This window comes from Polaribacter butkevichii (genome assembly GCF_038024105.1).
Lineage (GTDB): Bacteria > Bacteroidota > Bacteroidia > Flavobacteriales > Flavobacteriaceae > Polaribacter > Polaribacter butkevichii.
Genome location: NZ_CP150661.1, coordinates 1,078,593 through 1,103,380 on the forward strand (window position 1 = coordinate 1,078,593; position 24,788 = coordinate 1,103,380).

Annotated in this window: 24 protein-coding genes; all 24 read right to left on the bottom strand. The window is 27.3% G+C overall.

Annotated features, from left to right (window positions below):
- Position 1: 1 nt before the first annotated feature.
- Positions 2 to 697, bottom strand: a complete 696-nt coding sequence (locus WG951_RS04360; protein WP_105048978.1) for a cytidylyltransferase domain-containing protein — start codon at positions 695 to 697, stop codon at positions 2 to 4.
- The gene (gene neuC, locus WG951_RS04365) at positions 697 to 1,857 is read right to left on the bottom strand and encodes a UDP-N-acetylglucosamine 2-epimerase (RefSeq protein WP_105048979.1); all 1,161 of its coding nucleotides are present in this window, start codon (positions 1,855 to 1,857) and stop codon (positions 697 to 699) included. Before neuC ends, WG951_RS04360 begins: the two co-directional genes overlap by 1 nt.
- Positions 1,854 to 2,852, bottom strand: a complete 999-nt coding sequence (locus WG951_RS04370; RefSeq protein WP_105048980.1) for an N-acetylneuraminate synthase family protein — start codon at positions 2,850 to 2,852, stop codon at positions 1,854 to 1,856. Before WG951_RS04370 ends, neuC begins: the two co-directional genes overlap by 4 nt.
- Before the next feature lie 12 nt (positions 2,853 to 2,864).
- Positions 2,865 to 4,400 carry a glycosyltransferase family 2 protein gene (locus WG951_RS04375; protein WP_105048981.1) on the bottom strand — a complete coding sequence of 512 codons (1,536 nt, stop codon included), beginning with the start codon at positions 4,398 to 4,400 and terminating at the stop codon, positions 2,865 to 2,867.
- On the bottom strand, positions 4,400 to 5,620 hold the full coding sequence (locus tag WG951_RS04380; RefSeq protein WP_105048982.1) for a glycosyltransferase: 1,221 nt from the start codon (positions 5,618 to 5,620) through the stop codon (positions 4,400 to 4,402). The genes WG951_RS04375 and WG951_RS04380 overlap by 1 nt, the downstream gene beginning before the upstream one ends.
- Positions 5,617 to 6,783 (bottom strand): glycosyltransferase, encoded by a 1,167-nt coding sequence (locus tag WG951_RS04385; protein ID WP_105048983.1) that lies wholly within the window; start codon positions 6,781 to 6,783, stop codon positions 5,617 to 5,619. The genes WG951_RS04380 and WG951_RS04385 overlap by 4 nt, the downstream gene beginning before the upstream one ends.
- A gap of 3 nt (positions 6,784 to 6,786) precedes the next feature.
- Entirely contained in the window at positions 6,787 to 7,947 is a 1,161-nt protein-coding gene (locus WG951_RS04390; protein ID WP_105048984.1) for a glycosyltransferase family 4 protein, read from the bottom strand.
- 214 nt (positions 7,948 to 8,161) lie between these two features.
- Positions 8,162 to 9,325, bottom strand: coding sequence for a glycosyltransferase family 4 protein (locus WG951_RS04395; protein WP_105048985.1), 1,164 nt, complete (start codon positions 9,323 to 9,325; stop codon positions 8,162 to 8,164).
- Positions 9,326 to 9,329: 4 nt separating this feature from the next.
- Positions 9,330 to 10,289: a glycosyltransferase family 2 protein gene (locus WG951_RS04400; protein ID WP_340915608.1), complete on the bottom strand. Its 960-nt coding sequence runs from the start codon at positions 10,287 to 10,289 to the stop codon at positions 9,330 to 9,332.
- Positions 10,282 to 11,535 (bottom strand): glycosyltransferase, encoded by a 1,254-nt coding sequence (locus tag WG951_RS04405; protein ID WP_105048987.1) that lies wholly within the window; start codon positions 11,533 to 11,535, stop codon positions 10,282 to 10,284. The genes WG951_RS04400 and WG951_RS04405 overlap by 8 nt, the downstream gene beginning before the upstream one ends.
- A 70-nt stretch (positions 11,536 to 11,605) precedes the next feature.
- Positions 11,606 to 12,607, bottom strand: coding sequence for a glycosyltransferase family 2 protein (locus WG951_RS04410; protein WP_105048988.1), 1,002 nt, complete (start codon positions 12,605 to 12,607; stop codon positions 11,606 to 11,608).
- Positions 12,585 to 13,433 carry a glycosyltransferase family 2 protein gene (locus WG951_RS04415; protein WP_105048989.1) on the bottom strand — a complete coding sequence of 283 codons (849 nt, stop codon included), beginning with the start codon at positions 13,431 to 13,433 and terminating at the stop codon, positions 12,585 to 12,587. The genes WG951_RS04410 and WG951_RS04415 overlap by 23 nt, the downstream gene beginning before the upstream one ends.
- Before the next feature lie 16 nt (positions 13,434 to 13,449).
- Positions 13,450 to 14,334 carry a glycosyltransferase family 2 protein gene (locus WG951_RS04420; RefSeq protein WP_105048990.1) on the bottom strand — a complete coding sequence of 295 codons (885 nt, stop codon included), beginning with the start codon at positions 14,332 to 14,334 and terminating at the stop codon, positions 13,450 to 13,452.
- Positions 14,335 to 14,339: 5 nt separating this feature from the next.
- Positions 14,340 to 15,491, bottom strand: coding sequence for a glycosyltransferase (locus WG951_RS04425; protein ID WP_105048991.1), 1,152 nt, complete (start codon positions 15,489 to 15,491; stop codon positions 14,340 to 14,342).
- Positions 15,470 to 16,366, bottom strand: a complete 897-nt coding sequence (locus WG951_RS04430) for an NAD-dependent epimerase/dehydratase family protein (protein ID WP_105048992.1) — start codon at positions 16,364 to 16,366, stop codon at positions 15,470 to 15,472. Before WG951_RS04430 ends, WG951_RS04425 begins: the two co-directional genes overlap by 22 nt.
- Complete coding sequence (locus tag WG951_RS04435; RefSeq protein WP_105048993.1) at positions 16,363 to 17,241, bottom strand: class I SAM-dependent methyltransferase; 879 nt, start codon at positions 17,239 to 17,241, stop codon at positions 16,363 to 16,365. The genes WG951_RS04430 and WG951_RS04435 overlap by 4 nt, the downstream gene beginning before the upstream one ends.
- Positions 17,231 to 17,881: an acyltransferase gene (locus tag WG951_RS04440; protein WP_105048994.1), complete on the bottom strand. Its 651-nt coding sequence runs from the start codon at positions 17,879 to 17,881 to the stop codon at positions 17,231 to 17,233. The genes WG951_RS04435 and WG951_RS04440 overlap by 11 nt, the downstream gene beginning before the upstream one ends.
- A gap of 19 nt (positions 17,882 to 17,900) precedes the next feature.
- A complete protein-coding gene (locus WG951_RS04445; protein WP_105048995.1) occupies positions 17,901 to 19,181 on the bottom strand; it encodes an ABC transporter ATP-binding protein in 1,281 nt (426 codons plus the stop codon).
- Between the two features lie 83 nt (positions 19,182 to 19,264).
- The gene (locus tag WG951_RS04450; RefSeq protein WP_105048996.1) at positions 19,265 to 20,119 is read right to left on the bottom strand and encodes an ABC transporter permease; all 855 of its coding nucleotides are present in this window, start codon (positions 20,117 to 20,119) and stop codon (positions 19,265 to 19,267) included.
- Between the two features lie 288 nt (positions 20,120 to 20,407).
- On the bottom strand, positions 20,408 to 21,619 hold the full coding sequence (locus WG951_RS04455) for a hypothetical protein (RefSeq protein ID WP_105048997.1): 1,212 nt from the start codon (positions 21,617 to 21,619) through the stop codon (positions 20,408 to 20,410).
- A gap of 1 nt (position 21,620) precedes the next feature.
- A complete protein-coding gene (gene rffA, locus WG951_RS04460; protein ID WP_105048998.1) occupies positions 21,621 to 22,742 on the bottom strand; it encodes a dTDP-4-amino-4,6-dideoxygalactose transaminase in 1,122 nt (373 codons plus the stop codon).
- Complete coding sequence (locus tag WG951_RS04465) at positions 22,733 to 23,404, bottom strand: GNAT family N-acetyltransferase (protein WP_105048999.1); 672 nt, start codon at positions 23,402 to 23,404, stop codon at positions 22,733 to 22,735. The genes rffA and WG951_RS04465 overlap by 10 nt, the downstream gene beginning before the upstream one ends.
- A complete protein-coding gene (locus tag WG951_RS04470; RefSeq protein ID WP_105049000.1) occupies positions 23,401 to 24,333 on the bottom strand; it encodes a glycosyltransferase family 2 protein in 933 nt (310 codons plus the stop codon). Before WG951_RS04470 ends, WG951_RS04465 begins: the two co-directional genes overlap by 4 nt.
- Entirely contained in the window at positions 24,334 to 24,747 is a 414-nt protein-coding gene (aroQ, locus tag WG951_RS04475) for a type II 3-dehydroquinate dehydratase (RefSeq protein ID WP_105049001.1), read from the bottom strand.
- Between the last annotated feature and the right edge of the window lie 41 nt (positions 24,748 to 24,788).

Consider the following 24,788-nt stretch of genomic DNA (forward strand, 5'->3'; position numbering starts at 1 on the left):
ATTAAATATTATTTTTTAATAATAATTCTGCTTTTTCCCAGTCTTTTAAGGTATCAATATTAACATAAAATTCTTTAGGAGATTCTATATAAGAAATACTATTACCAAAAAGCGAATTTTGTTTTTCTATAACAGCCGTTTTAGTGATATAAATACTACCGTCTCTATGATAAGCTTTTGGTAACTCTTGTCTTCTAGTTATAATTTCGGTTTCTCCTGTAGCTATTTTTAGATTGCCTTGTTTATTTAATTCAAATGTCCAATGCGGATTATATTCATGAGGTACTTCTTGCACCGAGACTAAAGAATCTGTATCTGAATTTATAAACTTATTTAAAGCTTCATCTAAAAACGTTAATGTTCTAAAAGGACTTGTTACTTGTAATAAACAAACGGCATCAAAAAACTCTCCTTTAGCCTTGTAATAATCTAGTACATGTTTTATTACAGGCAATGTTGGCGAACTATCTTCTGCCAAATTAGAAGGCCTTTTAAAGGGTATTTCTACTCCTAAACTTTTAGCTACTTCTATAATTTTATCATCATCAGAACTTAATACTGTTTTTACCAAATAGTTAGATTGCAGTGCTATTTCAGAAGTATACGCTAACAATGGCTTATTACCTAGTAACTTTATGTTTTTACCAGGTACTCCTTTAGAACCTCCTCTAGCCGGAATTAAACCTAAAATTCTCATTAATATGTAATTGTTTTATGAAATTTTAAAGGTATTTTAGATAAAACATCTGCCATTTTTTGTCCAGATGCTCCATCTCCATAAATTGTAGACGAACTGATCTTGGTGTTCTCTATTTGATTAAGTATTGCTTCTTTAATACCTTCTTTATCATAACTAACATCTACAACATTGTTGCCTCTTTGTCTTCTATTTTGACGAGTACCAATATTAACAACAGGTACTCCTAAATAAGAACATTCTCTAATACCAACACTAGAGTTTCCTATTAAACATTTACTATTTACTAAAAGTTTTAAAAAATCTTGTGGTTCCATATTTTTAAAAAAATGGATATTCTGCGGTTTATTTATTTCTCTAAAAGTTCTAATACCATTAGAAGTTCCGTCTGCACCTGCATCTACATTTGGCCAAAACCAAAAAGTGGGTATATCTAACTCTGTAACCGCTTCTAATGTTTTTAAAACATCTTCTTTTGCCGCTTCATACTCTGTAGTTACGGGATGTTGCATTACAACAATATAGCCTTTATTTTGCCAATCTACATTAGCACCTACTCCTCCATATTTTTCTAGAGGATTAAATGTTAATTTAGGATTTTCTTTTATTTCCTTCGCTAAATCTATTGATGGACAGCCTGTATTAATTACAAAATCTGGTTCTTCGCCTAATTTTATAACTCTTTCTTTTGCTTCTTCAGAGGCTACTAAATGAATATCTGCTAACTTGGTATTTGCATGCCTAACCTTTTCATCTATATTACCCGTTACCTCACCTCCTTGTATATGAATTAATGGAATATTCTGATAAGCTGCCGCTATAGATGTTGCAATTGTTTCAAACCTATCTGCAATTGTAATTACCGCATCTGGTTTTAATTTATAAAATACATTTGCTAATTCCATAACACCTAAACCAGTAGTTTTTGCCATAGCGGTTTTATTTTCACCTTCTAAAACCATAAAAACTTTTTCATCAACAACAAATCCGTCTTTTTCTATAAAATCTACAGCATTACCATAACGCCCTAACAAAGCAGAACCCGCAACTACTAATTGCAATTCTAATTCTGGGTGATTTTTAATTGCTAAAAGTGCTGTTTTTATTCTACTGTACGAAGGTCTAGCTGTTACTACAGCACATATTTTTCTTTTGCTCATATAATATCCGACTCATTTAAGAAGTCCCATTTTAACATAGAATTTTTTAGTTTTTTTCCAATAACTTTTTCATAATCCGAAGCTAAAATACCAAAATCTTTCGGTTTTTTCGCCTCTAAATCATCAAAAGTAAGTATGTGGTTTTTAGGTAAATCTTTATTAATAGCTAACGATTTTTCGAAAATACTCTTTAATTCTAAAAAAGCAGAATTATCATTTTTATCAATCGGAGCAAGTAAAGATTCATGAATATTTTTTACAGCTTTTATTAATTGTGTAGTTTCATTAATTGTTAATGATGATTTTGCATCGGGACCAAACATTTCTTTATCAAAAACTACATGAAATTCTAAAATTTCGGCCCCTAAAGCTACTGCAGCAATACATGCTTCTATAGAAGATGAATGATCTGAAAAACCAACTTTAACTTTGTATTTATTTTTTAACTGCTCTATAATATTTAACCCAAATTGAGCTGGTTTTGTTGGGTAAGAAGTAGTACATTGTAATATTGAATACGCTACATTTCTTGTTTTTAAAAAAGCTACCGTAGCATCTAATTCTTTAAAAGAACTCATACCCGAAGAAATAATTACAGGTTTACCTGTTTTTGCAATTTTTTCTAACAGTAAAAAATTATTAACTTCTCCAGAGCCTACTTTATATCTTTTTACCCCTACTTTTTCTAATAAATCTACAGCTGCATTGCTAAAAGGAGAACTCATAAATTCTAAGCCTACTTCATCACAATGTGCTTTTATTTCTTTCCATTGCTCTAAAGAAAACTCCATACGTTTCCAATAATCAAAACGTGTTTTATCTTGTTTAGAAAACTTTACTCTAAAAGGTTCGTAAATACTACTTTCTGCTGCTGCAATATGCGTTTGAAATTTAATTGCATCTACTCCTGTTTTAGCAACTGCATCAATATAAGAATGTAAAACCCCTAAACTGCCATCATGTGCTTGTCCTATTTCTGCAATTGTAAATATCATATGCTATTTATTTTATATCGATTTAATTCCTTCTTCAATATTTATTTTTACTTTATCTTTTAATATTTCATTTGCCCAGAAAAGAGATTTATTCCACCTTTTGTTAAACAATGAAAGTTTCCAAATTTTAAATTTATAATATTTAAAAAAAACAAACATTTTGTATCCCTTTAATTGATTTTTAGAGGCATATTTTATGTATCTATATAAGGTAACCGGACCAGGTAGCGGTACTATTAAATCATCCTTATACCAAGGTAAATATTCTCTTGCATCAAAACGCCAACCTCCCATCGGAGCTTTTAAATGGTTCATATACTCTTCACTTGTAAAAACAACACGTTGAGCATTATGATGTACATTAAAATTATATTCCTGATCATCAGAACCAAAACCTTCTATTTGAATATTAAAAGGCAAAATATCTTTATTTTTAAATAAAGTAGAACAACCCGCTACTGTGTAAGATAATTGTGCAGCAATATTTCCTTGAATATTGTTGGTTGCAAAAGAAATCATTTTTGATTTTGTAAATTCTAGTTTTTTAATTAAATTTTCAATTAAATTAGGTTGGTTGTCTATTAAAATATCATCATCAAACATAATAATATAATCTGCATTACTACTAGATAAACCAACGTTTCTAGCATTACATAAGCCTAATTTATCTAATAAAACATGTTCTATTTTAAAACTCCATTTTCTAGATAAAACGGCATCTAATAATGTTTTTTCTTGACCTGGTAATTTTTGCTCTACAATAAAAAATTTATCTATTGGGAAATTATTATCCTCTATAGATTGTAATGTTTCTAAAACAAAATTGGGTCTTCCTAAGGTAGGAATAAAGGCATCTACCTTAATCTTATTCATATCAATTTCTTGCTGATGAATCTCTTTCCAAATTGCTTTCTTATGCTGAAAACCTTGATAGTTATTTTTAAAAATATTTGTTCCAGGTAAAACTAATTTTTTATCAAAAATAAGTTTACTTAAAAGATAATAAAAAACCCATTTTTTCTTTTTTGAGTAACTAATAAAATCTATATATTCTTTGTTAGTTAATCCCTCTATAAAAAAATTAGAAAACCGTTTATCATTTGAAACACTAACAATAGCACCTATAAAAAAAGAAGCATATCCTAAAACAGCAAGGGCAGATTTGTAGTTTTTAGGAAAACTATAAACCGCTAATTCATTAACTACAGAGGCACTAATAATACCTATATTAGATCGAACCCGCCAAGTATCAAATGTATTGGTATCGTTTTTACTAAATTTATTAAAATAAACATTACTAAACTCTAAATACTCTGTATTTTCTAAAAACAAATGAGACCCAAAAGTGATTAATTCTGGTATATCACCAAAATTATTTTCATCTAAGTAAGCATCTAATTCTTTTTGATCTTTAGCATTATAACACCAAGCTACCACCTTATTGGTTAAAGACAAGTCTTTTAACCCTTCAAAAAAAGAATTGTATGTTTTATTTAAATACTGCCATTTAAGCGTTTTAATATTATATGATAAAATTACATTATTCATTATTTTTTCATCTTTAAAATAAAATTTTTTACCCTTACAAATTGCGATTCGTGTGAAAAATTTTCTTGATAACTATTAAATCCATTATTTGAGAGTTCCTTTCTAAAATTAGTATCATTATAGCATTTAATAATACTTTTAGCATAATCTGCCCAATTATCACTTAATATTGCATTAAAATTATTTGTTATTTCTGCAGTTCCGCCTACTCCATTTTTCATAGCAACTAAACATTGTTTATTATAAAAAATTAGCGGAATTCTTGTTCTAACACCAGTGTCTTGATTCCAAGGAATTAAATGTATATCATAAGGATGCATAACCGCAGTTAAATCTTCTACAAAACCATGTACTTTAATATTTTTATCTTGATCAATTAAACAAATCAAATCGTTATCATTGTCTGGCATTTCACCAATTATTTCTAATAAAACATTAGGCAATTGTTTTTTTATACTGGGCCAACAGTTTCGTAAAAAGTTTTTTAACCCCACTCTATTGGCGGTTGTATTTAAACTTCCTAAATGCACTAATGATGCGGTACTTTTAGCTGTACTTTTTTTAATATGATTAAAACTATAAGTTACAGGCAGGTAAATAGAGCTGTATTTTAACTCATTAAAATACTGATTATCTGAATCAGAAACAGAAATAATAGCATCAATATTTTTAATCATTTTATTTTCTATTCTTTTTTTAGAAAATGTTATAATTGATGTTTTAAAGCTTTTTTTATTTTTAAATTTCATTAATTTATACTGCCAATCATGGTGTACATAAAAAGAAGTAATATTTAAATTTACAGCTAATAAACCGGCATAATACCACTGTGCCCAAACAAAATGAAAATTATTTTGTTCTATATACTTATTTAAAAAAGAATTGTTTTGATCATTTATAAATTTATAATAATACCCTGTAGGATTGCCTAGTATTTGAGTAATTTTTGTAAATATATTTACTTTTACATTTGTTAAACTTAAAGCAATTTCATCTACTAAAATAGGATGATCTTTAAAAAAAATAGTTTTATTTTTTGAAACAAAACGAGGAGCATTATTAGAGAAATTACCTGTGTTTACATAAAGAATTTTAATAGCATATCCTAACCCCAATAGTATTGATAAGTGACTTTTTTGCACTACAGAACCGCCTGAAAAATCATTTTTTAAAAATAATAAATCTGTTGTAATGTAGAGAATTGTTTTTTTTACCATCATTTTTTATCAATAATTTGTTTATTGATTTTTAAATACGCTTTTAAGGTATTTTTCTTAATAATTTCTTTATCTAACTTTACCTTTATTTCTTGATTAAGTTTATAAGCTTTACAAAGTAAATCTGGCGAATTTAATGCTTTTATTATAAGTTGGGAAATTTCAAAAGCATCTTCTGGATTTTTAATTAAAAATCCATTTTCACCATCTTTTATATAATCTTCTGAAGCTCCACCTGGATTTGATTGAATAGGAAAAGCACCAGAAATAATAGCTTCTAAAAGTGTATTTGGCACACCGTCTGAAATATTGTTACCAATAGCAATTTTTGCACTTCCAAACTTTTTTAATAATTCATCATGACTAATTTGATTGTCTCTGGTTGAATATTGAATATTTAAATTGTATTTTAAATTGATTCGTATAATTTCTTCTTCAACACTTCTATGGGCAGAATATACATAAATATCAACATCTTTTAATTTATCAATAATTAAAACCAATGCTTTTAAAACAAATAATGCTCTGCCAAAATTATGTTGATACCCTTTTAAAATGATTAAATTTCTTTGTTTAACAGGTATATTAAATTTTTGATAGTGTTGTATATCATATCCTCCTCCTCCAGGAAAATTAATTCCTAAAATATTAGATTGCATAGAAATTGATTTTATCAATTCCTTATCTCTTTTACATTCTAGAAAAAAATAATCTATTGTATGCACACAATTAATAATCTTTAACTTATGCTCTTGTTTATCCTTAAAAAAATAAATATCATTTCCCCAACACGAATATGCCCATTTAAAATCAATTTTTTGTCTAACTTTTAACAAAGGATAAGTTTGCGATTGCATTTCTAGAGAATGCACCAAATCTGGCTTTATTTCTTTGATTAATTCTTCTAGTTTTTCTGAAGCAGTAACTTTTAAATAAGGCTCTATTTTTTTAAAAACTCTTGGCATTTTTTTTTCTAAAAAATACTCTCCTTTCAAATAAGGAATTTTTCTCTTATTCCAATTTGTAGTATAATTTGTCCATAATAAATCTTTATGAATTTTGTTGTCTAAACAATCAAAAACATAAATTTCATGTCCAGAATCTTTTAACTGATTGATCCACCTAGCGGCATGAATATATTGAAGGCAAACGAAGAGAATTTTCATAATTTAATTATCCTTATTACGAATTGTTTCCATCATAATTCCTCTCATTTCTTTTCCCCAAACATCCCAATTTAATTCTTTTTTAAATTTTTCTAGAGAGTTTTTTACCATTTCATTTATTAAATTTTGGTTATTTAATAAATTTTCAATTTGATTAGCATAGGCTAACGGAGTTGCATTATAAGGCAAGGTATAACCATTAACCCCATTTTTAACAATGGTACTTACACCTCCTGTATCGGTAGTTATAACCGGAATACCAAAAGCGGCTGCCTCACAAAAAACGATACCATAACACTCAGACCTTGTAGGTACAAATAACAAATGACTTTGATAAAGTAACTCGTGAAACTCTTCCATTTCTTTATCTAAATTTTTATTTAAAAAAGGAATTACTTTCATTTTAGTGTGCTGAACAGGAGGTACACAACCACAAACCGTTAGTGTTACGTTTAGTCCTTTTTCAAGAAGGATTTTTAAGGTTTCAAATGCAATATCTCCCCCTTTTCTTTCCCAATTTCTACCTAAAAAAAGCAAATTAATCTCAGAATTATAGGCTTTATTTAAAATCTTAGATACATCGGGCACATAATCCATATTAGCACCAAATTTTACTACATGAACTTTTTCTTTTTTTAGATTGTATTTTTTTATTTCGAAATTTGCTGCCCAATCTGAAGGAAACACGTAACTATGAGATTTATCAATTGCTTTTTTCATAATAAATCTAGATTCTGATATAGAAAATGAAGCGAAGTTTGAGTAGTTAGGATAATATCCCAATAATTGATCGAATGAAGCGTCGGCTAAATAACAAATTGGTATTTTAGTTTGAATAAAAGAAATTTCAGGTCCTGCAGAAGAAGAAAAAATAAGATCTATTTTAGAGTTTTTAATTTTCTTTTTTACAAAAAAATAATAGTAAATACTTTTTAAGATATTCTGTTCTCTATTATACTTTTTCTTAAAAAAAAACTGAGTTACCCTATCTATACGCACTACTATACCTCCAATTATTCTTGGTCTTGGTATTGGCCCTAATATAACAACCTCTTCAAATTCTTTTTCTAGAGCAGTTAACATTCTATATTGTGTGCCAGACCAAGATCGTTTGTCTTTAGGGTCTAAACTAGTTAAAAAACCTATTGTTGCTTTTTCTTTCATTTTCAATTTTCATTATATTTTACTTTAACTTCTCAAAACACTCTATCCACTAATTACAATCAACTTAAATAATATTCACTTAACAGATTTCAAAAGACTTCTTATATACTATACTAGTATAATTATATTTTAGAAATCCTCTTTATGTTAAAACATACCTAATTTTTATTGATGTAGAGAAGCTCTTATTTATCCTTATGAAGGATAAATAAGATTAACTTAAAGAATTAAAAATAGCAGTAAATTTTTTAAAATAATTTTCTTTGCTATACTCATTAATTTTTATTTTATTATTTAAACCTACTCTTTCTCTTTCTGCACTATTATTTATAAGATATTCTAATTTATTATATAATTCTATTGAATTATTTGTAATTAACATTTCTTTATCCTTAAGTAATTTTTCACATCCAGAATGATTGGTAGAAACTACAGGTACCCCGTATAACATGTACTCTAAAACTACATTTGGGGTTCCTTCTAAGGTAGAAACTAATACAGCAATATCTAACATATTTAATACTTTCTCTACCGGTACATCAGATAACAAACTAACTTTAGAGTTAACGTTTAAAGTTTTAATTTGATCTTTTAATAAATTAAAGTTGAATTCTGTTTCCAAGCCACTTTTTTTATCTCCCAAAAGCACCAAGTGTATGTTATTATATTTAGTACTTAATTTATTAAATACTTCTAACAATAATTGATGTAACTTTTCTTTTCTATAATGAGATATCATTCCTATCACAAGATCTTTTTGATCTATCTGAAATTCATTTTTTAAAGTAATTTTATTTAAAACCTGTTTATCTATAGAAATATATTGTGGTAAACAAAATAATTTAGAAGGCGGTACATTGTAATCATTTGTAATTAAATCTAAACCATTGTAAGCATTAGCAATAAACAAAGGTGTTTTGCGAATAGCATATTTTTCTAACAAATCTTTTGTAAAAAAATCTAAGCCTAATTGATGCCAAAATGTGTATTTGGCTCCTGTAAATTTATAAATTAACACCGCTAGTTTAGATGGTGGGTTTAAAAAAGGGACAAGCATATAAGGTTTTTTCTTTCTTACATGGTAAATCATTTTAATTAAATACCGTACTGTTTTTAAAATGTCTTTTAAATTTTTAATAGAAAATTGATTATCAATTTTTAGAATAAATTTTCCATAATAACTAACTTCATCAAGTTCAATTTCATTTAAAAAATTTTTAAATTCTGTAGACATTTCTCCAGAATGGGTAGCTATAAAAGAGACATTACAATTTAACTCTTGTTTTGCAAATTTAGCAAAACCAATTGCTTGTCTTTCTGCTCCTCCTAAAACAGGTGCTTTTATAATTAATACAATATTTTTGTTTCTTAAATCCATTTAACTACGTTATTTGAAGTAATTTTTTAAATTTAAATTCTCCTTTTTTTAAACACTTCATTAAATAATAATACGTTTTTATTTTGTATAAATTTTTATGATAAATGGTTTCTTTGTACTCTACGTTTATAAATTTTATAATTTCTGTAGCTTTATGATACTCTCTTTGTTTAATTAAATATCTAAATACTTTTAAAATTTGTATTAGAATAATTTTTGAAATTTCTTTATTTTTTAATGAAGAATCAAGTATTAAAATTCTTCTTTTTACTTCTAAAAAGGAAGCTATATGATACTGTCTTTTATTATTTTTTACTGTAATTGATTCATTATTTTCTCTTACATAAATTAAAACCTCATCTATAAAATCAATTGATTGCTCTTTATCTATTATTCTAGAATACAACTCTAGGTCTTGGTTTTGTTTAATGGTTTCATCAAATAGGTTATATTTTAATAGAAGAGATTTTCGCCACATAGGGCTAACCATAAGTATGGTTGTTTTTCCTGAAATATAATTTTCAAATAAATCTCCCGTCATTAACATATTAGACTTCCATCCTTTTTCGTCTATTTTATCATCAAAATTTTGACTTTTACAAATTACAAAATCATTCTTTTTATTTTTAATAAAACAGGTTACTTTTTTTTCTAAGTGTTCTCGGTGCATCAAATCATCACTATCAAACCAATTTATATATTCTCCTTTTGATACTTTAAATCCGTAATTTCTACAGGCATTTGCTCCTTTAATGCTATCATTAGGTCTTTTATAATATTGAAAACGATTGTCTTTTTGCAAATACTCATCTAAAACAGCCAATGTGTTATCTGTAGAGCCATCATCTACCACAATACACTCCCAATTGGTATACGTTTGAGCTACAATAGAATCTAACGTTTCAGTAATTAAATGAGCTCGGTTATACGTTGGTATAATTATAGAAACCAATGGGTTATTCATAGTAATATACTTTATCTATTAAATCTTTTGTTAATTTAGTTGTTGTAAAATGATTATTAACATACCTCATTCCGTAATTTCCCATTATTTGCCTCACTTCTTCATTCTCTTTCAAATAAATTATTTTATTTACAAAAGCATTTATATCTTTTTGCGGTAGTACATACCCTGTTTTACCATCTATCATACCATATTGCATACCACCAGCATCAGACACTAAAACAGGCAATGCCATAGCTTGCGCTTCTTGTATTACCAAACCTTGTGTTTCTGCTCTTTTAGTAACTTCATCTTCGATACCTGGTGATATAAAAAGATGACTTTCTTTAAATATATTTTTTATTTTTTCTTGAGACAGCCCTCCATAAAATTTAATAAAATTCTCAAGGTTAAAATCTTTTGTTTTTTGTTGTAGCTCGTCCATTAATTCTCCTTCGCCAATAATATTCATTTTAAAAGAAATCTCTTTTTCTTTTAAAACCTTAGCAATATCAATCATTAAACAACTCCCTTTTAAGTTAATAAGCCTGCCACAATAAGAAATATTAATAGGCTCTTCGGTATTTCTTTTGTTCGCTTTTTTTACCTTAAACAACTTTAAATTAGGTCCCATTGGTAATAATTCTATATTTTTTAACCGAGGGTTTACAGCCTTTAAAAGGTTTTTTAGATAAACCGTATTTACTGTAAAAACAGTTGCTTTTTTAAAGAGTAATTTATATTTATTTCGATAAAATGTTTCTTTATTTGGAAACAAATCATAGCCATGAAATGTTACTACTATTTTAACTGATGATGGAATAATATTTAGGTCTTTTAATTCCGAAAATTTAATTCCGTTATGTCCAAAATGAACATGAATAATATGAGGCATTTTATTAAAAACAAAATAAATACTTTTATAAAATAGGTTTAAATTATAAGCTTCTTTTTTATGTTTTTTAATATTTAACGTATTAAATAATATCCTCCATTGTATTTTATAAAACTTAGAAATAAGTAACGTTAACGCATACAATATTCGCTTATATTTTTTTACAGGAATACGTATTGTATTATAATATGTTTTTTCTAATAAACGGTATTCTTTAATTACTTGATGTATTTTTACTTTTTTGTTTTCTGCAATAGAAAAAATACGGATATCATATCCCTCATCAATTAATCCAGTAATTTGATTAACAATAAAAGTTTCTGATAATGTAGGAAAACTGTCTACTATAAAAAGTATTCTTGTTTTTTGCATTAGTTAAAAAGTTTTACATTTTTTTGAATCATAGACTACTAAAATCGTAATTTACTGGCAATAAACGTTATTAAAAACGACAAACCTTTCTTATTTTTACTAATATTTTTACAGAATTCTTATAAATAATTGTTCCGTAAAACAACCCAAACCATTCAATACAAATCCAATATTTTTTCTTTTTACTTAAAAAACTATTTGCTTTTAATTTATCAAACTCTTTTGCTGCTTTTTTTGATAGTGATGGGTATTCCTTTTCTGCCCACATGTACAAATAATAATACATTCGTTTAGAGTAACTTAATAAATCTGTATTTTTATCCTTTTTTAATAACTCTGTTATTAATTGATAACTTTTAAAAGCAGACTCAAATTTATTTAATGAGTTTAAACTACTTAAACTATCTGTAGGTAATACTCTGTAATAACCTAAAATTTCATCAATACAAATTACTTTTTTAGAATGATACAAAATTCTAGAAAAATACTCTCCATCATCATTATTTGTAATATTTACATTCCATGCTCCTGCCTTTTCTATAAGACTTCTATGTACTAACCAACAAAAAACAGGCATAAACCAGTTGTCCATTCCAAAACTGGCCATTAATTCTTTGCCTGTCCTTGTTTTAGAATAATTATAATCTTTGAACCTAAAAACACCGTGCTTTGTGGTGTTTGTTGAAAATTGTGCCCAAGTACTATAAGATAATTCTGCTTTTTCTAGCAACATCTTTTTAATCTGAAATTCAATTTTGTTTTTATGTAAAATATCGTCAGCATCTAAAAACTGAATGTAAACTCCTTTTGCTTTAGAAAGCCCAATATTACGAGCATTAGAGGCTCCTTTATTTTTTATTTTATAACATTGAACTCCTTTTCTCTTAAAATTATCAAATAAAGTTTGCGTATTATCCGTAGAGCCATCATCAATTACAATAACTTCAATATTCGTATAACTCTGGTTAAGTGCACTTGCTACCGTTTCTGGCAAAAAAACAAAAGAATTATAAGCAGGAATTATAATACTTACTAAAGGATTGTTCATGCTAATTTCTTTTTTTAAAGACATCTTTTGCTTTTAATAGAAACATCAGTGTTTTTAGCCATTGTCTGTTTAACTTTTTTAAAAGAAAAGTATCCTCTAAGCGTGTAAAAATCAAAAAACTCTTTCGTTTCATTAACGATTCTAAATGATTTAACCTCTGATAGTCTTTGTAAATTGGTGTAGGTATTAATTCTTTTATTACTTTTTCGCGTTCTACTTTTCTTAAATTTAAATTACTATTACTTATTCCTGTCATATCAAAATATGAAATTGTAATATCAATATATTTTACACGAGAGGTATTTAACCCTAAAACTAATAAAAAGAATTTCCAATCTGAAACAATCTTTAGAGTTTCATCATAAAATCTATATTTATAAAACAAATCTCTTTTTATAAATGAAGAACCATGGTTTAACGTTCCTTGTATAAAAGTGTTTAGTGTAATTGGTATTCCATTTGGCCCTTTGTCTACTTTAACAGTACCATCAGTAAAAACTTTGGCTAAGTTACCATACAAAACATCTGTATTAGTTAATTTACAAATTACACATTCTAAAACTTTTGTATTATACAAATAATCTCCACTATTTAAAAATAACAAATAATCTCCTGTAGCCTTTTCAATTCCTTTGTTCATGGCATTATAAACCCCTTTATCCGATTCACTTACCCAATAATCTATAGCTGCATTTTGACTTTTAATATAAGCAGTACTACCATCTGTAGACCCCCCATCAATTATAATGTATTCTAACTCTTGGTGTGTTTGATTTATAACACTTTCTACAGTACTTTTTAGTCCGTTAAGGTTATTGTAATTTATTGTTATTATTGATATTTTAGTCATTGTGTTTTTTATCAAATTATAACATCCCTTTAATTGTCTTAATTTCGTGAGTAGAATACAATTTATATTTTTTGTAGTTCAACATTTTAATAAACTTAACTTTAGAAACCCCTTTTCTATAAAGTAAATTACAAATACGTAAAACTATTTTTTCTATAAATGAAATATTAAAATTTTGATTTCTTACCAATTCATATAATGTTGCATATTTTATACTATAAAGCTTATAGACTTCTAATAATTCTTCTTGTCTTTTTTTTCCTCCTACACCACTTTTGTGAGCATCATGAATACGATATATTGAAATCACTTTATCAATGGGATAAAAAGGGATGTTTTTTACTTTAGCCCTTAAAAACCATTCCCAATCAAATCCAAAATGAAAATTATCTGCTAAATTTCCATTTTTTAACCATACTTTTTTACTCCAAAAGGAAGATGGTTGAATTATAGTATCTGCTAACTCTAAAGGAATCGAATTAAATGAAGCCTTAACATTACTACCTCTTGCTAATAAATTACCGTTTAAACTTTCTTTAAAATGAATACAATTTCCAAAATAAATCCCATCGCCTTTTTCTATATACTGTGCTGCAATATAATGTAAAACATTTGGCATTAATATATCGTCACTATTTAACCACATTAATATTTCTCCTGTAGCCTTTGTAAAACCTTTATTAATTGCATCAGCCTGTCCATTATCTTTTTCCGATACCCAGAAAGAAATATCTTTTTGGTACTTTTTAATAATATCAACAGAATTATCTGTACTAGCGGCATCATATATTAAGTATTCTAAATTTAGATATCCTTGTCCTAAAACAGATAAAATAGTTTCTTCTAAATATTGACCTTGATTATAGGATGGTGTTACTATTGATATTTTTGGGTAATTCATTTTAATTAAATTTTTGTTATAACTTCTAAAAAATTTTCACCAAACAAATTCAATTTTTCTTTATAATTAAATTCTGGTTTGTCTATTTTATTTTCTAAAAAAAGTTTCATTTTAACAATTAATTCGTCTTCACTTTTTGGACTAAAATAATACCCTTTATCCCCTAGTTGTTCTTTATGCACCTTTAATGAAGATACAATAAGGTTTTGATTCATCGCTTTGGCGTCTTCAACTACACTACTCCAACCTTCAAATAAAGAAGGTTGTATTACTGCTAAAGTATTCTTCATTAAACACAGTTGTTCTTTTCTATCAATAAAACCTAAAAATTTCACCTGTTTTTGTAACTTATTTTTTTCAACAAAATCTTTTAATTCATTAAAATAATTTGGGTTTCTAGGATCTAATTCTTTACCTGAAAAAAGAATTTGAAAATTAAAATTGTAATCTTCTTTTATCTTTTTAAGAGCATTTAAAACAACTATATGATTTTTATGTTTCCAAAATTGATTTGGAGAAAAAAAGTATGGAATATCTTCTAGTTTAAATTTTTCTTTAAGTTGTTCTAAATTAACACCTGAAAAATCAGGATGAAAAACAGAGAAATTAACCACATGTTTTTTTGTTTTTGCAAATGGATATAATTTTTCAAAATCTGTACAAGCATCTTTACTACTAAATAAAACATGTTTATCACTAGATAACAATTCTTGTTGCGACTTCTTTCTAAAAGCCAAATACTCTTTCGAAAATAAGTGAGGTAAATGAACTTCTTGAAAATCTGGCACCCAATACAAATGCTTTTTTATGGTATTTGGTATCTGTACTTCACTAGCATGAAATAAAACATCAATTCCAAAATTTATTTTTTTAGTAGGAATTACGCTTCTTGGAAAAAAAATCCTTAAAATTTTATTTCTGCCTCTTTCGAAAAATGACAGCCGATTATCACTTAAATTTTTATAGGTTACAAATGGATAATTTAATGTTTTTATAGAATCAAAAGAAGTTGTATTACTACTTAAAATAACCAGTTCTGGTTTCTTGTTGTCTGATAACAAATTAAGTGATTGAATTAAATTTTGATAATAATATGTACCTCCAATCCAATTTTCATTATAAGAATAAATAATTCCTACTTTAATTCTTTGAGCCATGTTGTATATTTAGTAATTCCTGAATTTAAATTAAATTTAGGTTTAAAACCGTATTCTTTTAAGAGTTGCATATCTGCAAGCCAATGATTAGGGTCACCAACTTTAATTTCATTATTAAAAATAATCTTTTTACCAGGCAAAAAAGAAGTTACAAAAACTTCTGCTGCTTCTTTAATTTTAGTTTCTATTTGATTTGCAACATTATAAATAGAACCTTTGAAAGAAGAGTTTAGGATAACTAAATTTAGTATTTGTAATAAATCATCAATATAGATAAAATCTCTTGTTTCTGTTCCTGTTCCAAAAAGTAAAACAACTTCATTCTCTACAGATTTTTTATATAAATCCCAAAATAACTGTTTTTTTAATCTAGGTCCATAAGCAGAAAAAACACGTAAACTACAGGTTTTTAAACCAAAAAAATTATGGTATTCTGTTAGCAACAACTCGCTTTGTAATTTATGAAAACCATACGGAGACAAGGGTTTACAAATACTATTTTCATTAATAGGTAAAGATTTTGGATTACCATATACCGCTGCACTAGAAAAATTAATAAACTTACAATCAATATTGTAATCTCTTATTGCCACTAAAATTTTCTGTACATTTACTACATTGAGTTCAAAATCTTTAGATGGATTTTCAAATGAAAAACCAACATGTGCAGAACCTGATGCATTAATACAAACATCAAACTTGTGTTCTTTAAACGGTTTAGAAAAATCTGAATTAAAACGTGCTATTTTGTATTGATTATGTGTCTCTGACGAAACCCTAACATCTGCTTTCCATACCTCATCTCCTTTAGATTCAAAAAAATCTACGCAATGACTTCCTATAAAACCGTTAGCTCCTATTATTAATATTTTCATTTTTTTACAGCAATATATGAATACATTCTACCAGGTATTCTACTTTCATCATAAACATTTTCTTTGAAAAGACCTATTCTCCTGAAATACATTTTTTGGATAAAAGAAAATTTAGATAAAAACCCAATTTTTTTATCTAAACTTAGTATAGCTTTCGATTGTTTAACTTTAAACATGTTTATAATATCTTCTTTAGAACTTGGAAAATAGTTAATAATAGAATCATAATATTTAAGTTCTTTAACGACTTCTAATCCTGCTTTTTCCATAGCATTTTTATACTCTTCTGGTTTAAAAGCATTTTCTCCTCCATAAAATTTATGCAAAGGATGTTTTTCTAAAAACCATTCTTTATCCTTTTTATTAAAAATCACATGATCTCTTATGGTCATAAAAAAACCATCTTTTTTTACCACACGGCTTGCTTCGGCCACAAACTTCTCTAAATCATAAGCATGATGCATACATTGTCTAGCATATACAATATCAAAACTTTCATCGGCAAAACCAATTTCTTCAGCAAAAACTTCATGAATTACAAGGTTGGTTATATTATAATGAGCTTTTAATTTTCTGATAGCTCCAGCTCCAATGGTATCACTCTCATCTGGCTCTACAGTAACTACATTAAATCCTTCTAATGCTAATGCAATAGCACTAATTCCGTTTCCACTACCAATATCTAATATCTCTTTTGCATTGGGGTGATGTTTTTTTAATAACTGTAAGGTCTCTATAAACTCTTCACTTTTTCTAAAACGCTCTACATTTAAGGCTAAATTTTCTTCAAAATAAGCTTTTTTAACTAAATATTTATACTCTGGTTGAGTACGAATAAATTTTATGGTTTCCTCCCAAGTCATACTACCTTTCATTCTCTGGTATTTCTCTAATAATTTTTGCTGGATTTCCTGCTACAATAGTCCAATCAGGAACATCTTTTGTTACTACACTTCCAGCTCCAACTATTGCTCCTTCTCCAATTGTAACTCCTTTTAAAATAACAACACCAAAACTTATCCAAACATTATTCGAAATAGTAATTGGTTTTGTTTTAATAAAGCCTTTATCCTGCCAATGTCCATTGATTAATAAATCCTTGTATCTTTTGGATCTTTCTAAATAATTAATTTCATGAGAATTAGTATCCATAATATTGACATTATGAGATATTAAAACATCATTACCTATAATGATATTTTCTCCAGACCAAATTTTTGTATTATCACCAACATAACAATTATCACCAATTGATATTCTACCTCCATATTTAAATATTAAAAGTTCTCCTCTAGTATGGGTATTATTACCTACTTTAATTTTTAATTTATCATTTTGATAATTATTAACAATAGCATTCTCATAAAAAATAGATTTTTCACCAATAGTTATCTGCTCTAAACATTTCTTTATTTTAATTTTATTAAATTTTGAATTTAATAACTCTATATCAATTAAACTTGTAATGTTTTTAATTCCAATTAATTTTAATAAAAACTTTCTAATTAATCTCATATTTTTAATTACAAATAATTTATATATTTATTGTTGTTAAATTCTCCCATTTACAATCAATAAATACACATCCATAATCATTTCCTTCATGTACATGAAATTCAGAACCAGTTTCTGCAATTTCAAAGGATAAACAATCTTCTAAATATTCAATAATTTCTACATTGGGTATATGAAGGCCAAAAGACATTTTAAAAGAATTAGGCACTAAAACCTTACTTGGTATCGAAACGTTGAATTCATATATTCCTGCTTTATTTACAAAATCTAAAATTTTTAGTTCGGAAGAAAAAATGACTTGCTCTTTAACATCAACGACTCTAAATCCAACATTTCCCTTTAGTGCTTCATTTGCTACTTTAATTTTAATTTTAAGACAGACTTCTTCTTCAAAACCAAATTCTGTTCTATCTCTATTCTTTTTGTCTATAATTCTTATCTCTTCAAAACACGATTTTTTTTCTTTTTCGTTTTCATTTTTATAAACTCCTTGATACCCTGAATACAAATTAGACTGTAAATAAAAATCAATACCTGCTTCGGTTGGACCTTCAAAAGCTACTTTACCATGCTCTAAAACTATTGTTTTAGTACACAAACTCTTTACTGCCGCCATATTGTGGCTTACAAACAAAACGGTACGTCCATCTCCTTTAGAGATATCTTGCATTTTACCAATGGCTTTCTTCTGGAATTCGGCATCACCTACAGCCAATACCTCGTCTATAATTAAAATATCTGGTTCTAAAAAAGCGGCAACAGCAAATGCCAAACGAACCGTCATACCACTAGAGTATCGTTTTACGGGTGTATCAATATAACGTTCACATCCAGAGAACGCTACAATTTCATCTAATTTACTTGCTATTTCTTTTTTAGTCATTCCTAAAATAGCACCGTTTAAAAAGATATTTTCTCTCCCTGTCATCTCTCCATGAAAGCCAGTACCAACTTCTAACAAAGAAGCAATTCGTCCACGAGATTTTATACTACCCGTAGTTGGGTTTGTTATTTTAGAGAGTATTTTTAACAAGGTAGATTTCCCTGCTCCATTTTTACCTATAATACCAACTACTTCTCCTGGTTGTACTTCAAAATTGATATCTCTTATTGCCCAAACATAGTTAGATGTTCCTTTAGTAGCACGGTCGTTTACATCTCCAATTTTTAAAAACGGATCTTCTTTACCTCGTACAACATACCACCAACGCTTTAGATCATCTGCTATTGTACCCGTACCTACCAAACCAAGGCGGTATTGTTTACTTAGGTTTTCTATTTTTAAAATAGGGTTACTCATACTTTTATTCTTATTTTTAAACTAAACACTTTTACAGGCTCAGTGTCATATTTTAAATATGACAATTTTAAAATATTAACTTGTTAAATAGTGTCTATAAAACTTTTTTCTGCTTTGTTAAAAACCACAATTCCAAAAAACAAAACAACTACGGTTGTAATTATGGTATAAATAAACATTTTAACATCAAAAACACCCGTATTTAAAAGCATATACCTTACAGATTCAACAACAAAAGATAATGGGTTGTATTTTACTACCCATGCATATTTAGGTAACTTTTCTACAAAAAAGGAAACGGGATACATAACTGCAGAAACATACATTAACAAACGCATACCAAACCCAATTAAAATATTTAAATCTCTATATTTGGTTACCATTGCAGAAATAATCATACCTAATCCTAAACCTAACATTCCCATAATTAAAACCATTACAGGAAACAATATTAAATATTTATTAATACTAATATCTGCTCCTTGATTATAATAATAGATAAAAAATACCATAAAGATTAACAGCTGAATTCCGAATTTTACTAAATTAGAAATGATAGCAACCAAAGGCATAATTAATCTTGGAAAATAAACTTTGCCAAAAATACCTGCATTGGCACTAAAAGTATTTGAAGTACCAGAAAAACAAGCTGTAAAATAATTCCAAATAGTAATACCTGCAAGGTTAAATAAAAACGGCGGAACAGCCCCTGTTGAGATACTGGCTACATTGTTAAATATTAAGGTAAATATTACCGATGTAAATAAAGGTTGAATTAAATACCAAAGCGGACCTAGTATTGTTTGCTTATATAAAGTAATAATATCTCTTTTTACAAACAAAATTAACAAATCTCTATATTGCCAAACTTCTTTTAAATTTAAGTCTAAAAGACTTGTTTTTGGCGTTATTTCAAAAAGCCATTTTTCTTTCTTCATTTATTAATTTTTCTAAGAAAACAAATATAATTCAATTTATGATTTTAACATTTAATATCAACCATAATTCTATTTTTTTATCTGCTTAAGAAAATTATTTTCTTTGTTAGATAAAAAAACAACGTATAAAAAAACTATCAAATAGCAGCTGGGGAATGATATTAGAAAAATTAATATCAATGCAAATGTAATAAAAATGATTGATGCTCTAAAGCTTTTAAACAGTATTACTTAATTTTTTAGAGAGTTATAAAATTCTTCTTAAAATTACTAATTAATCTACACAACTTAAAGTAAACTAATAATTGTTCTTACATTAAATAACAAAACCGTTATCAGCGAAATGCTTATAATTAAAAATTTTGGTTGTTTTTCTTTTATGTTTTTTAAATACATATATCCTCCTAAAAACATTAAAATATCATATCCCCAAAACCATCTAAACTCGGTTACCGTAAAACCTACAGCAGAAATAATCATTAAAAAAGTAAAATAAGCTACCAAATACTTATTAAATAACTTTATTTTATAGAAAAAAGGAACTATCGCTATTACTCCAGAAAACCGAAGGGTCCATACTAAATTTCTACCTACATTATAAAAGAATGCTTTTATAAAAACAGCAGGATCGTTAGTTATAACACTTGTTATTGATTGAGGTATAAATTTTGCTGTTTGGGTATATTCCTCTACCATCGTCCAAGAATATGACCAAACACTATCACTTGAAAACACTAAACCTTGTTCAAAAATTCGTTTTAAACCTAAGTAATTTCTTGTAATCCAATTATAAGTAGTAGAATTGGGTTCTTTAGAGTAAAAACTTAATGTATGATTTTCTATAATTGCAGGAAAATGAAATACTAGTAAAATCAACAAAAAAGACACACCTGTTTTTATGTAATTTTTAAGCTTGTATTGATCAAATACCAATATAAAAAACAACGGAAAAAACAATATAAAAGATTTTCTAATTGATAATGAAATAGCCATTAAAACCCCTATTTTTATATCTGAAATAACGTTTTTTCTAGATTTTACAATTTCATAAAGAATCCAAATAATAAATACGGATAACAAATAATCATTACTACTCCCAGAATAGGCTTTCATTTGAAATGCTTTTACTAAAAAAAGCGATAAAACGGAAGCATAAATTATTTTACTTTCTTTACTTTTTTCTTTATTTAGTACTTTAACACCAATAAAAATAAAAGCTACTTGACTTATCAGATTTAATAGAAAGAAGCTATTATTGATATTATTTAAAAAGAAGTTTAAAAATTTTAAAGCTAAAAAATAAACCACAGAAGTACCTGAAGCGATACCGGTATATAAATTAGTGTTATTAAAAATAGCAAAATTTTTAATATAACCATCATTTTCGCCAACCTTAAGATTAAAAGGGAAATTCCAAAATATGGTTAATAATACGCCAACTAACAAAAATAAATATAAAACTCTCTTTGTATTTTTTGGTGTGAAAATTTTTACGAACATCCTATTTTAAACTATCAGAATTAATGTTTAAAACACATTTTTGATCTAACTCATAAAACAGCGGCATTCTTACCAAAGTATCTGCATACTTATCGCAATTAGGTAATTTTCTACCATCGTGCTTGTCTTTAAAATAAGGACTAGAATGTAAGCTTACATAATGAAAAACAGGATTTATTGCTCTTTCTTTATACCCAGAAATAAACTCATTTCTTTTTTTTAAAGATGCTAAAAGCACATAAAACATGTGTGCATTATTTGTTGCATAATCTGGCACCATTGGTAATGATACTTTTTCTTCTTCTTTAAAAAATTGATAATATGTATTCCAAATTTCTTTTCTTCTTTGCTGAATATCGTCTAAGTTTTCTAATTGTGCCCATAAAAAAGCCGCTATAATTTCTGATGGTAAAAAAGAAGACCCTACATCTACCCATCCATATTTATCTATTTCTCCTCTAAAGAAAGCAGAACGATTGGTTCCTTTCTCCCAAATAATTTCTGCTCTTTCTATAAATTGTTCATCATTAATACCCAACAAACCTCCTTCTCCACTAATTACGTTTTTTGTTTCGTGAAAAGAAAATGCCGACAAATGCCCAATACTTCCTAATGCTTTTCCTTTGTAAAAAGATTCTATCGCCTGGGCTGCATCTTCTACAACATAAATTCCATATTTTTTAGCCAATGCCATAATTGTGTCCATTTCGCAAGCCACGCCTGCATAATGTACTACAACAATTGCTTTTGTTTTTGATGTTATTAAATCTTCTAATGTATTTTCATCAATATTTGGTTGATCTGTTCTAGAATCTGCAAACACTATTTTAGCGCCTCTTAATACAAATGCATTTGCGGTAGACACAAATGTGTAAGAAGGCATAATAACCTCATCTCCTTCTTTTATATTTAAAAGGATGGCACACATTTCTAAAGCATCTGTGCAAGAAGTTGTTAATAAAGCTTTTTGAATACCGTAACGTTCTTGAAAAAAATGTTGACATTTTTGCGTAAAAATTCCATTACCCGAAATTTTACCAGAAGCAACCGCCTCTTCTATATATTTTGTTTCGTTACCTGTTAAATAAGGTTTGTTAAATGGAATTACAGTATTTACCTCCATAAATGATAGATATATTCTTTTTGCACAATGTTATATTTTATTCTCTTATAAAATGCGACAGCAATTTTATTTTGTTCTTGAGTTTCAACCAATATTTCTTTACATTCATTTTCTAATGCCCACTTTTCTGCTGCCAACATTAACTTACTCCCTATTTTTTTACCTCTTTGACCTTCATCAACAGCCAACAAACCAATTTTACAGATTTCTTTATCCTTTTTTAAGGTAATCATACCTACTTCAATTCCGTCAATTTTATAGGTAAATACCTCATCACTAAAACTTCTATTTACAGAGTTTAAAATCCATAATTTATAAAATTCTAAAAATTTATCATTAGGTATTTTAGGATCTATTTTAAATCTTGAATACTGACCACTTTGGTAAGTTAAATTAAGTAATTCTTTAGAAACCTTGTTATGTAAAGGATAAGAAATTATTTGAGGGTCTATTTCTAGTTTATTTTTTGTGAGGCTTTTAGCAAAAGTGATCTTAACATCGTATAAAGATTTCTCTTGTAACTTTATCTCTTCTTTACAAAACAAATAAGTCAATCCTTTTTTAAGCTGTATTTCGTTTGCTTTTACAAGATTTTTGCATTTATTTTTATAAACATCAACTCCAAAAAAATTCGAATCCCATTCTAAATATTCCGTTATCATAGATTCTTTTTTTGATCTATAATGTAAAAAGGTCTTGCTTTTACTTTGTCAAATACTTTACCTAGATACACACCAATAACCCCCATAATAGAAATTAAACAACCCGATAAAAACCATATTGAAATAATAATACTCGAATATCCCTGCACTACAATATGATTAGACAAGTGTAAATATAAATTATACACAATCATTAAAACAGATATAAATACTAGTAAAAAACCAAATTTTACAAAAATCTTTAAAGGTTTATTAGAAAATGACACAATATTATCAAACGCCAAACTTAATAGTTTACCAAAACTGTAACTAGATGTACCTGCTAGCCTTTTTGCATGTTTTACAGGTACAATTATTTTCTGATACCCAACCCAATTAATCATGGTAGGTAAAAACTTTATAGCATCTCCTAGCGATAAAACAGAAAGAATAACATCTTTACGATACACCCCAAAATTACCTACTTGATGTGATAAATTAGAACCTGTAAAAAAGTTTAAAATCTTATAAAACACTAACGAACCTAACTTTTTTGTAAACGTGTCTTTTCTTTCTTCTCTTGCTCCTAAAACAATAGGAAATCCCTCTAAGGCTTTGTTGTATAATTTTTCGATTTCTTCTGGCACATCTTGTAAATCACCATCCATAACCACAACCCAATTTCCTTTTGAAAATTCTAATCCACAAAAAATTGCTGGATGTTGCCCAAAGTTTCTGCTTAAATTTATAGATTTTATTTCGTTATTTCCTTCGGATAATTTTGAAGCTACCTCCCAATCATTTTCTGGACTAGCATCATTTATTAAAATAATTTCATAAGAAATATCTAACTTAAAAAAAACCTTTTTTAGCCTTAAACATAACTCTTCTATAGTTTTAGAACACCTATATAAAGGGATTACAACCGATATTTCTATTTCTTTTTTCACCTACAAAAAACTCTCAATTCCTAATTCATAACTCTTTAAACCAAAACCTAAAATAACCCCTTTACAAACCGGAGATAAATAAGATTTATGTCTAAAAGTTTCTCTATTATGTACATTAGAAATATGCACCTCTACAACTGGTGTTGTAATACCACTTATAGCATCTGCAATAGCTACAGAAGTATGTGTATAAGCACCTGCATTAATAACAACGCCATCAAAACTAAAACCAACTTCGTGCAATTTATCGATGATAGCTCCTTCACTATTCGACTGAAAATAAGACAACTCTACATCATTATATTGTAATTGAAGAGTTCTAAAATAATCTTCAAAAGTTTGTGAACCATAAATTTCTGGTTCTCTTTTTCCTAATAAATTTAAATTAGGTCCGTTTAGTATAAGTAGCTTCATACATCAAAAATACATTTTTTAAACAAAAAAACGGAAGCTTT

Excerpts from the sequence above, each read along its gene's own strand:
- WG951_RS04360 (WP_105048978.1), bottom strand. The coding sequence starts at position 697 with ATGAGAATTTTAGGTTTAATTCCGGCTAGAGGAGGTTCTAAAGGAGTA.
- neuC (WP_105048979.1), bottom strand. The coding sequence starts at position 1,857 with ATGAGCAAAAGAAAAATATGTGCTGTAGTAACAGCTAGACCTTCGTAC.
- WG951_RS04370 (WP_105048980.1), bottom strand. The coding sequence starts at position 2,852 with ATGATATTTACAATTGCAGAAATAGGACAAGCACATGATGGCAGTTTA.
- WG951_RS04375 (WP_105048981.1), bottom strand. The coding sequence starts at position 4,400 with ATGAATAATGTAATTTTATCATATAATATTAAAACGCTTAAATGGCAG.
- WG951_RS04380 (WP_105048982.1), bottom strand. The coding sequence starts at position 5,620 with ATGATGGTAAAAAAAACAATTCTCTACATTACAACAGATTTATTATTT.
- WG951_RS04385 (WP_105048983.1), bottom strand. The coding sequence starts at position 6,783 with ATGAAAATTCTCTTCGTTTGCCTTCAATATATTCATGCCGCTAGGTGG.
- WG951_RS04390 (WP_105048984.1), bottom strand. The coding sequence starts at position 7,947 with ATGAAAGAAAAAGCAACAATAGGTTTTTTAACTAGTTTAGACCCTAAA.
- WG951_RS04395 (WP_105048985.1), bottom strand. The coding sequence starts at position 9,325 with ATGGATTTAAGAAACAAAAATATTGTATTAATTATAAAAGCACCTGTT.
- WG951_RS04400 (WP_340915608.1), bottom strand. The coding sequence starts at position 10,289 with ATGAATAACCCATTGGTTTCTATAATTATACCAACGTATAACCGAGCT.
- WG951_RS04405 (WP_105048987.1), bottom strand. The coding sequence starts at position 11,535 with ATGCAAAAAACAAGAATACTTTTTATAGTAGACAGTTTTCCTACATTA.
- WG951_RS04410 (WP_105048988.1), bottom strand. The coding sequence starts at position 12,607 with ATGTCTTTAAAAAAAGAAATTAGCATGAACAATCCTTTAGTAAGTATT.
- WG951_RS04415 (WP_105048989.1), bottom strand. The coding sequence starts at position 13,433 with ATGACTAAAATATCAATAATAACAATAAATTACAATAACCTTAACGGA.
- WG951_RS04420 (WP_105048990.1), bottom strand. The coding sequence starts at position 14,334 with ATGAATTACCCAAAAATATCAATAGTAACACCATCCTATAATCAAGGT.
- WG951_RS04425 (WP_105048991.1), bottom strand. The coding sequence starts at position 15,491 with ATGGCTCAAAGAATTAAAGTAGGAATTATTTATTCTTATAATGAAAAT.
- WG951_RS04430 (WP_105048992.1), bottom strand. The coding sequence starts at position 16,366 with ATGAAAATATTAATAATAGGAGCTAACGGTTTTATAGGAAGTCATTGC.
- WG951_RS04435 (WP_105048993.1), bottom strand. The coding sequence starts at position 17,241 with ATGAAAGGTAGTATGACTTGGGAGGAAACCATAAAATTTATTCGTACT.
- WG951_RS04440 (WP_105048994.1), bottom strand. The coding sequence starts at position 17,881 with ATGAGATTAATTAGAAAGTTTTTATTAAAATTAATTGGAATTAAAAAC.
- WG951_RS04445 (WP_105048995.1), bottom strand. The coding sequence starts at position 19,181 with ATGAGTAACCCTATTTTAAAAATAGAAAACCTAAGTAAACAATACCGC.
- WG951_RS04450 (WP_105048996.1), bottom strand. The coding sequence starts at position 20,119 with ATGAAGAAAGAAAAATGGCTTTTTGAAATAACGCCAAAAACAAGTCTT.
- WG951_RS04455 (WP_105048997.1), bottom strand. The coding sequence starts at position 21,619 with ATGTTCGTAAAAATTTTCACACCAAAAAATACAAAGAGAGTTTTATAT.
- rffA (WP_105048998.1), bottom strand. The coding sequence starts at position 22,742 with ATGGAGGTAAATACTGTAATTCCATTTAACAAACCTTATTTAACAGGT.
- WG951_RS04465 (WP_105048999.1), bottom strand. The coding sequence starts at position 23,404 with ATGATAACGGAATATTTAGAATGGGATTCGAATTTTTTTGGAGTTGAT.
- aroQ (WP_105049001.1), bottom strand. The coding sequence starts at position 24,747 with ATGAAGCTACTTATACTAAACGGACCTAATTTAAATTTATTAGGAAAA.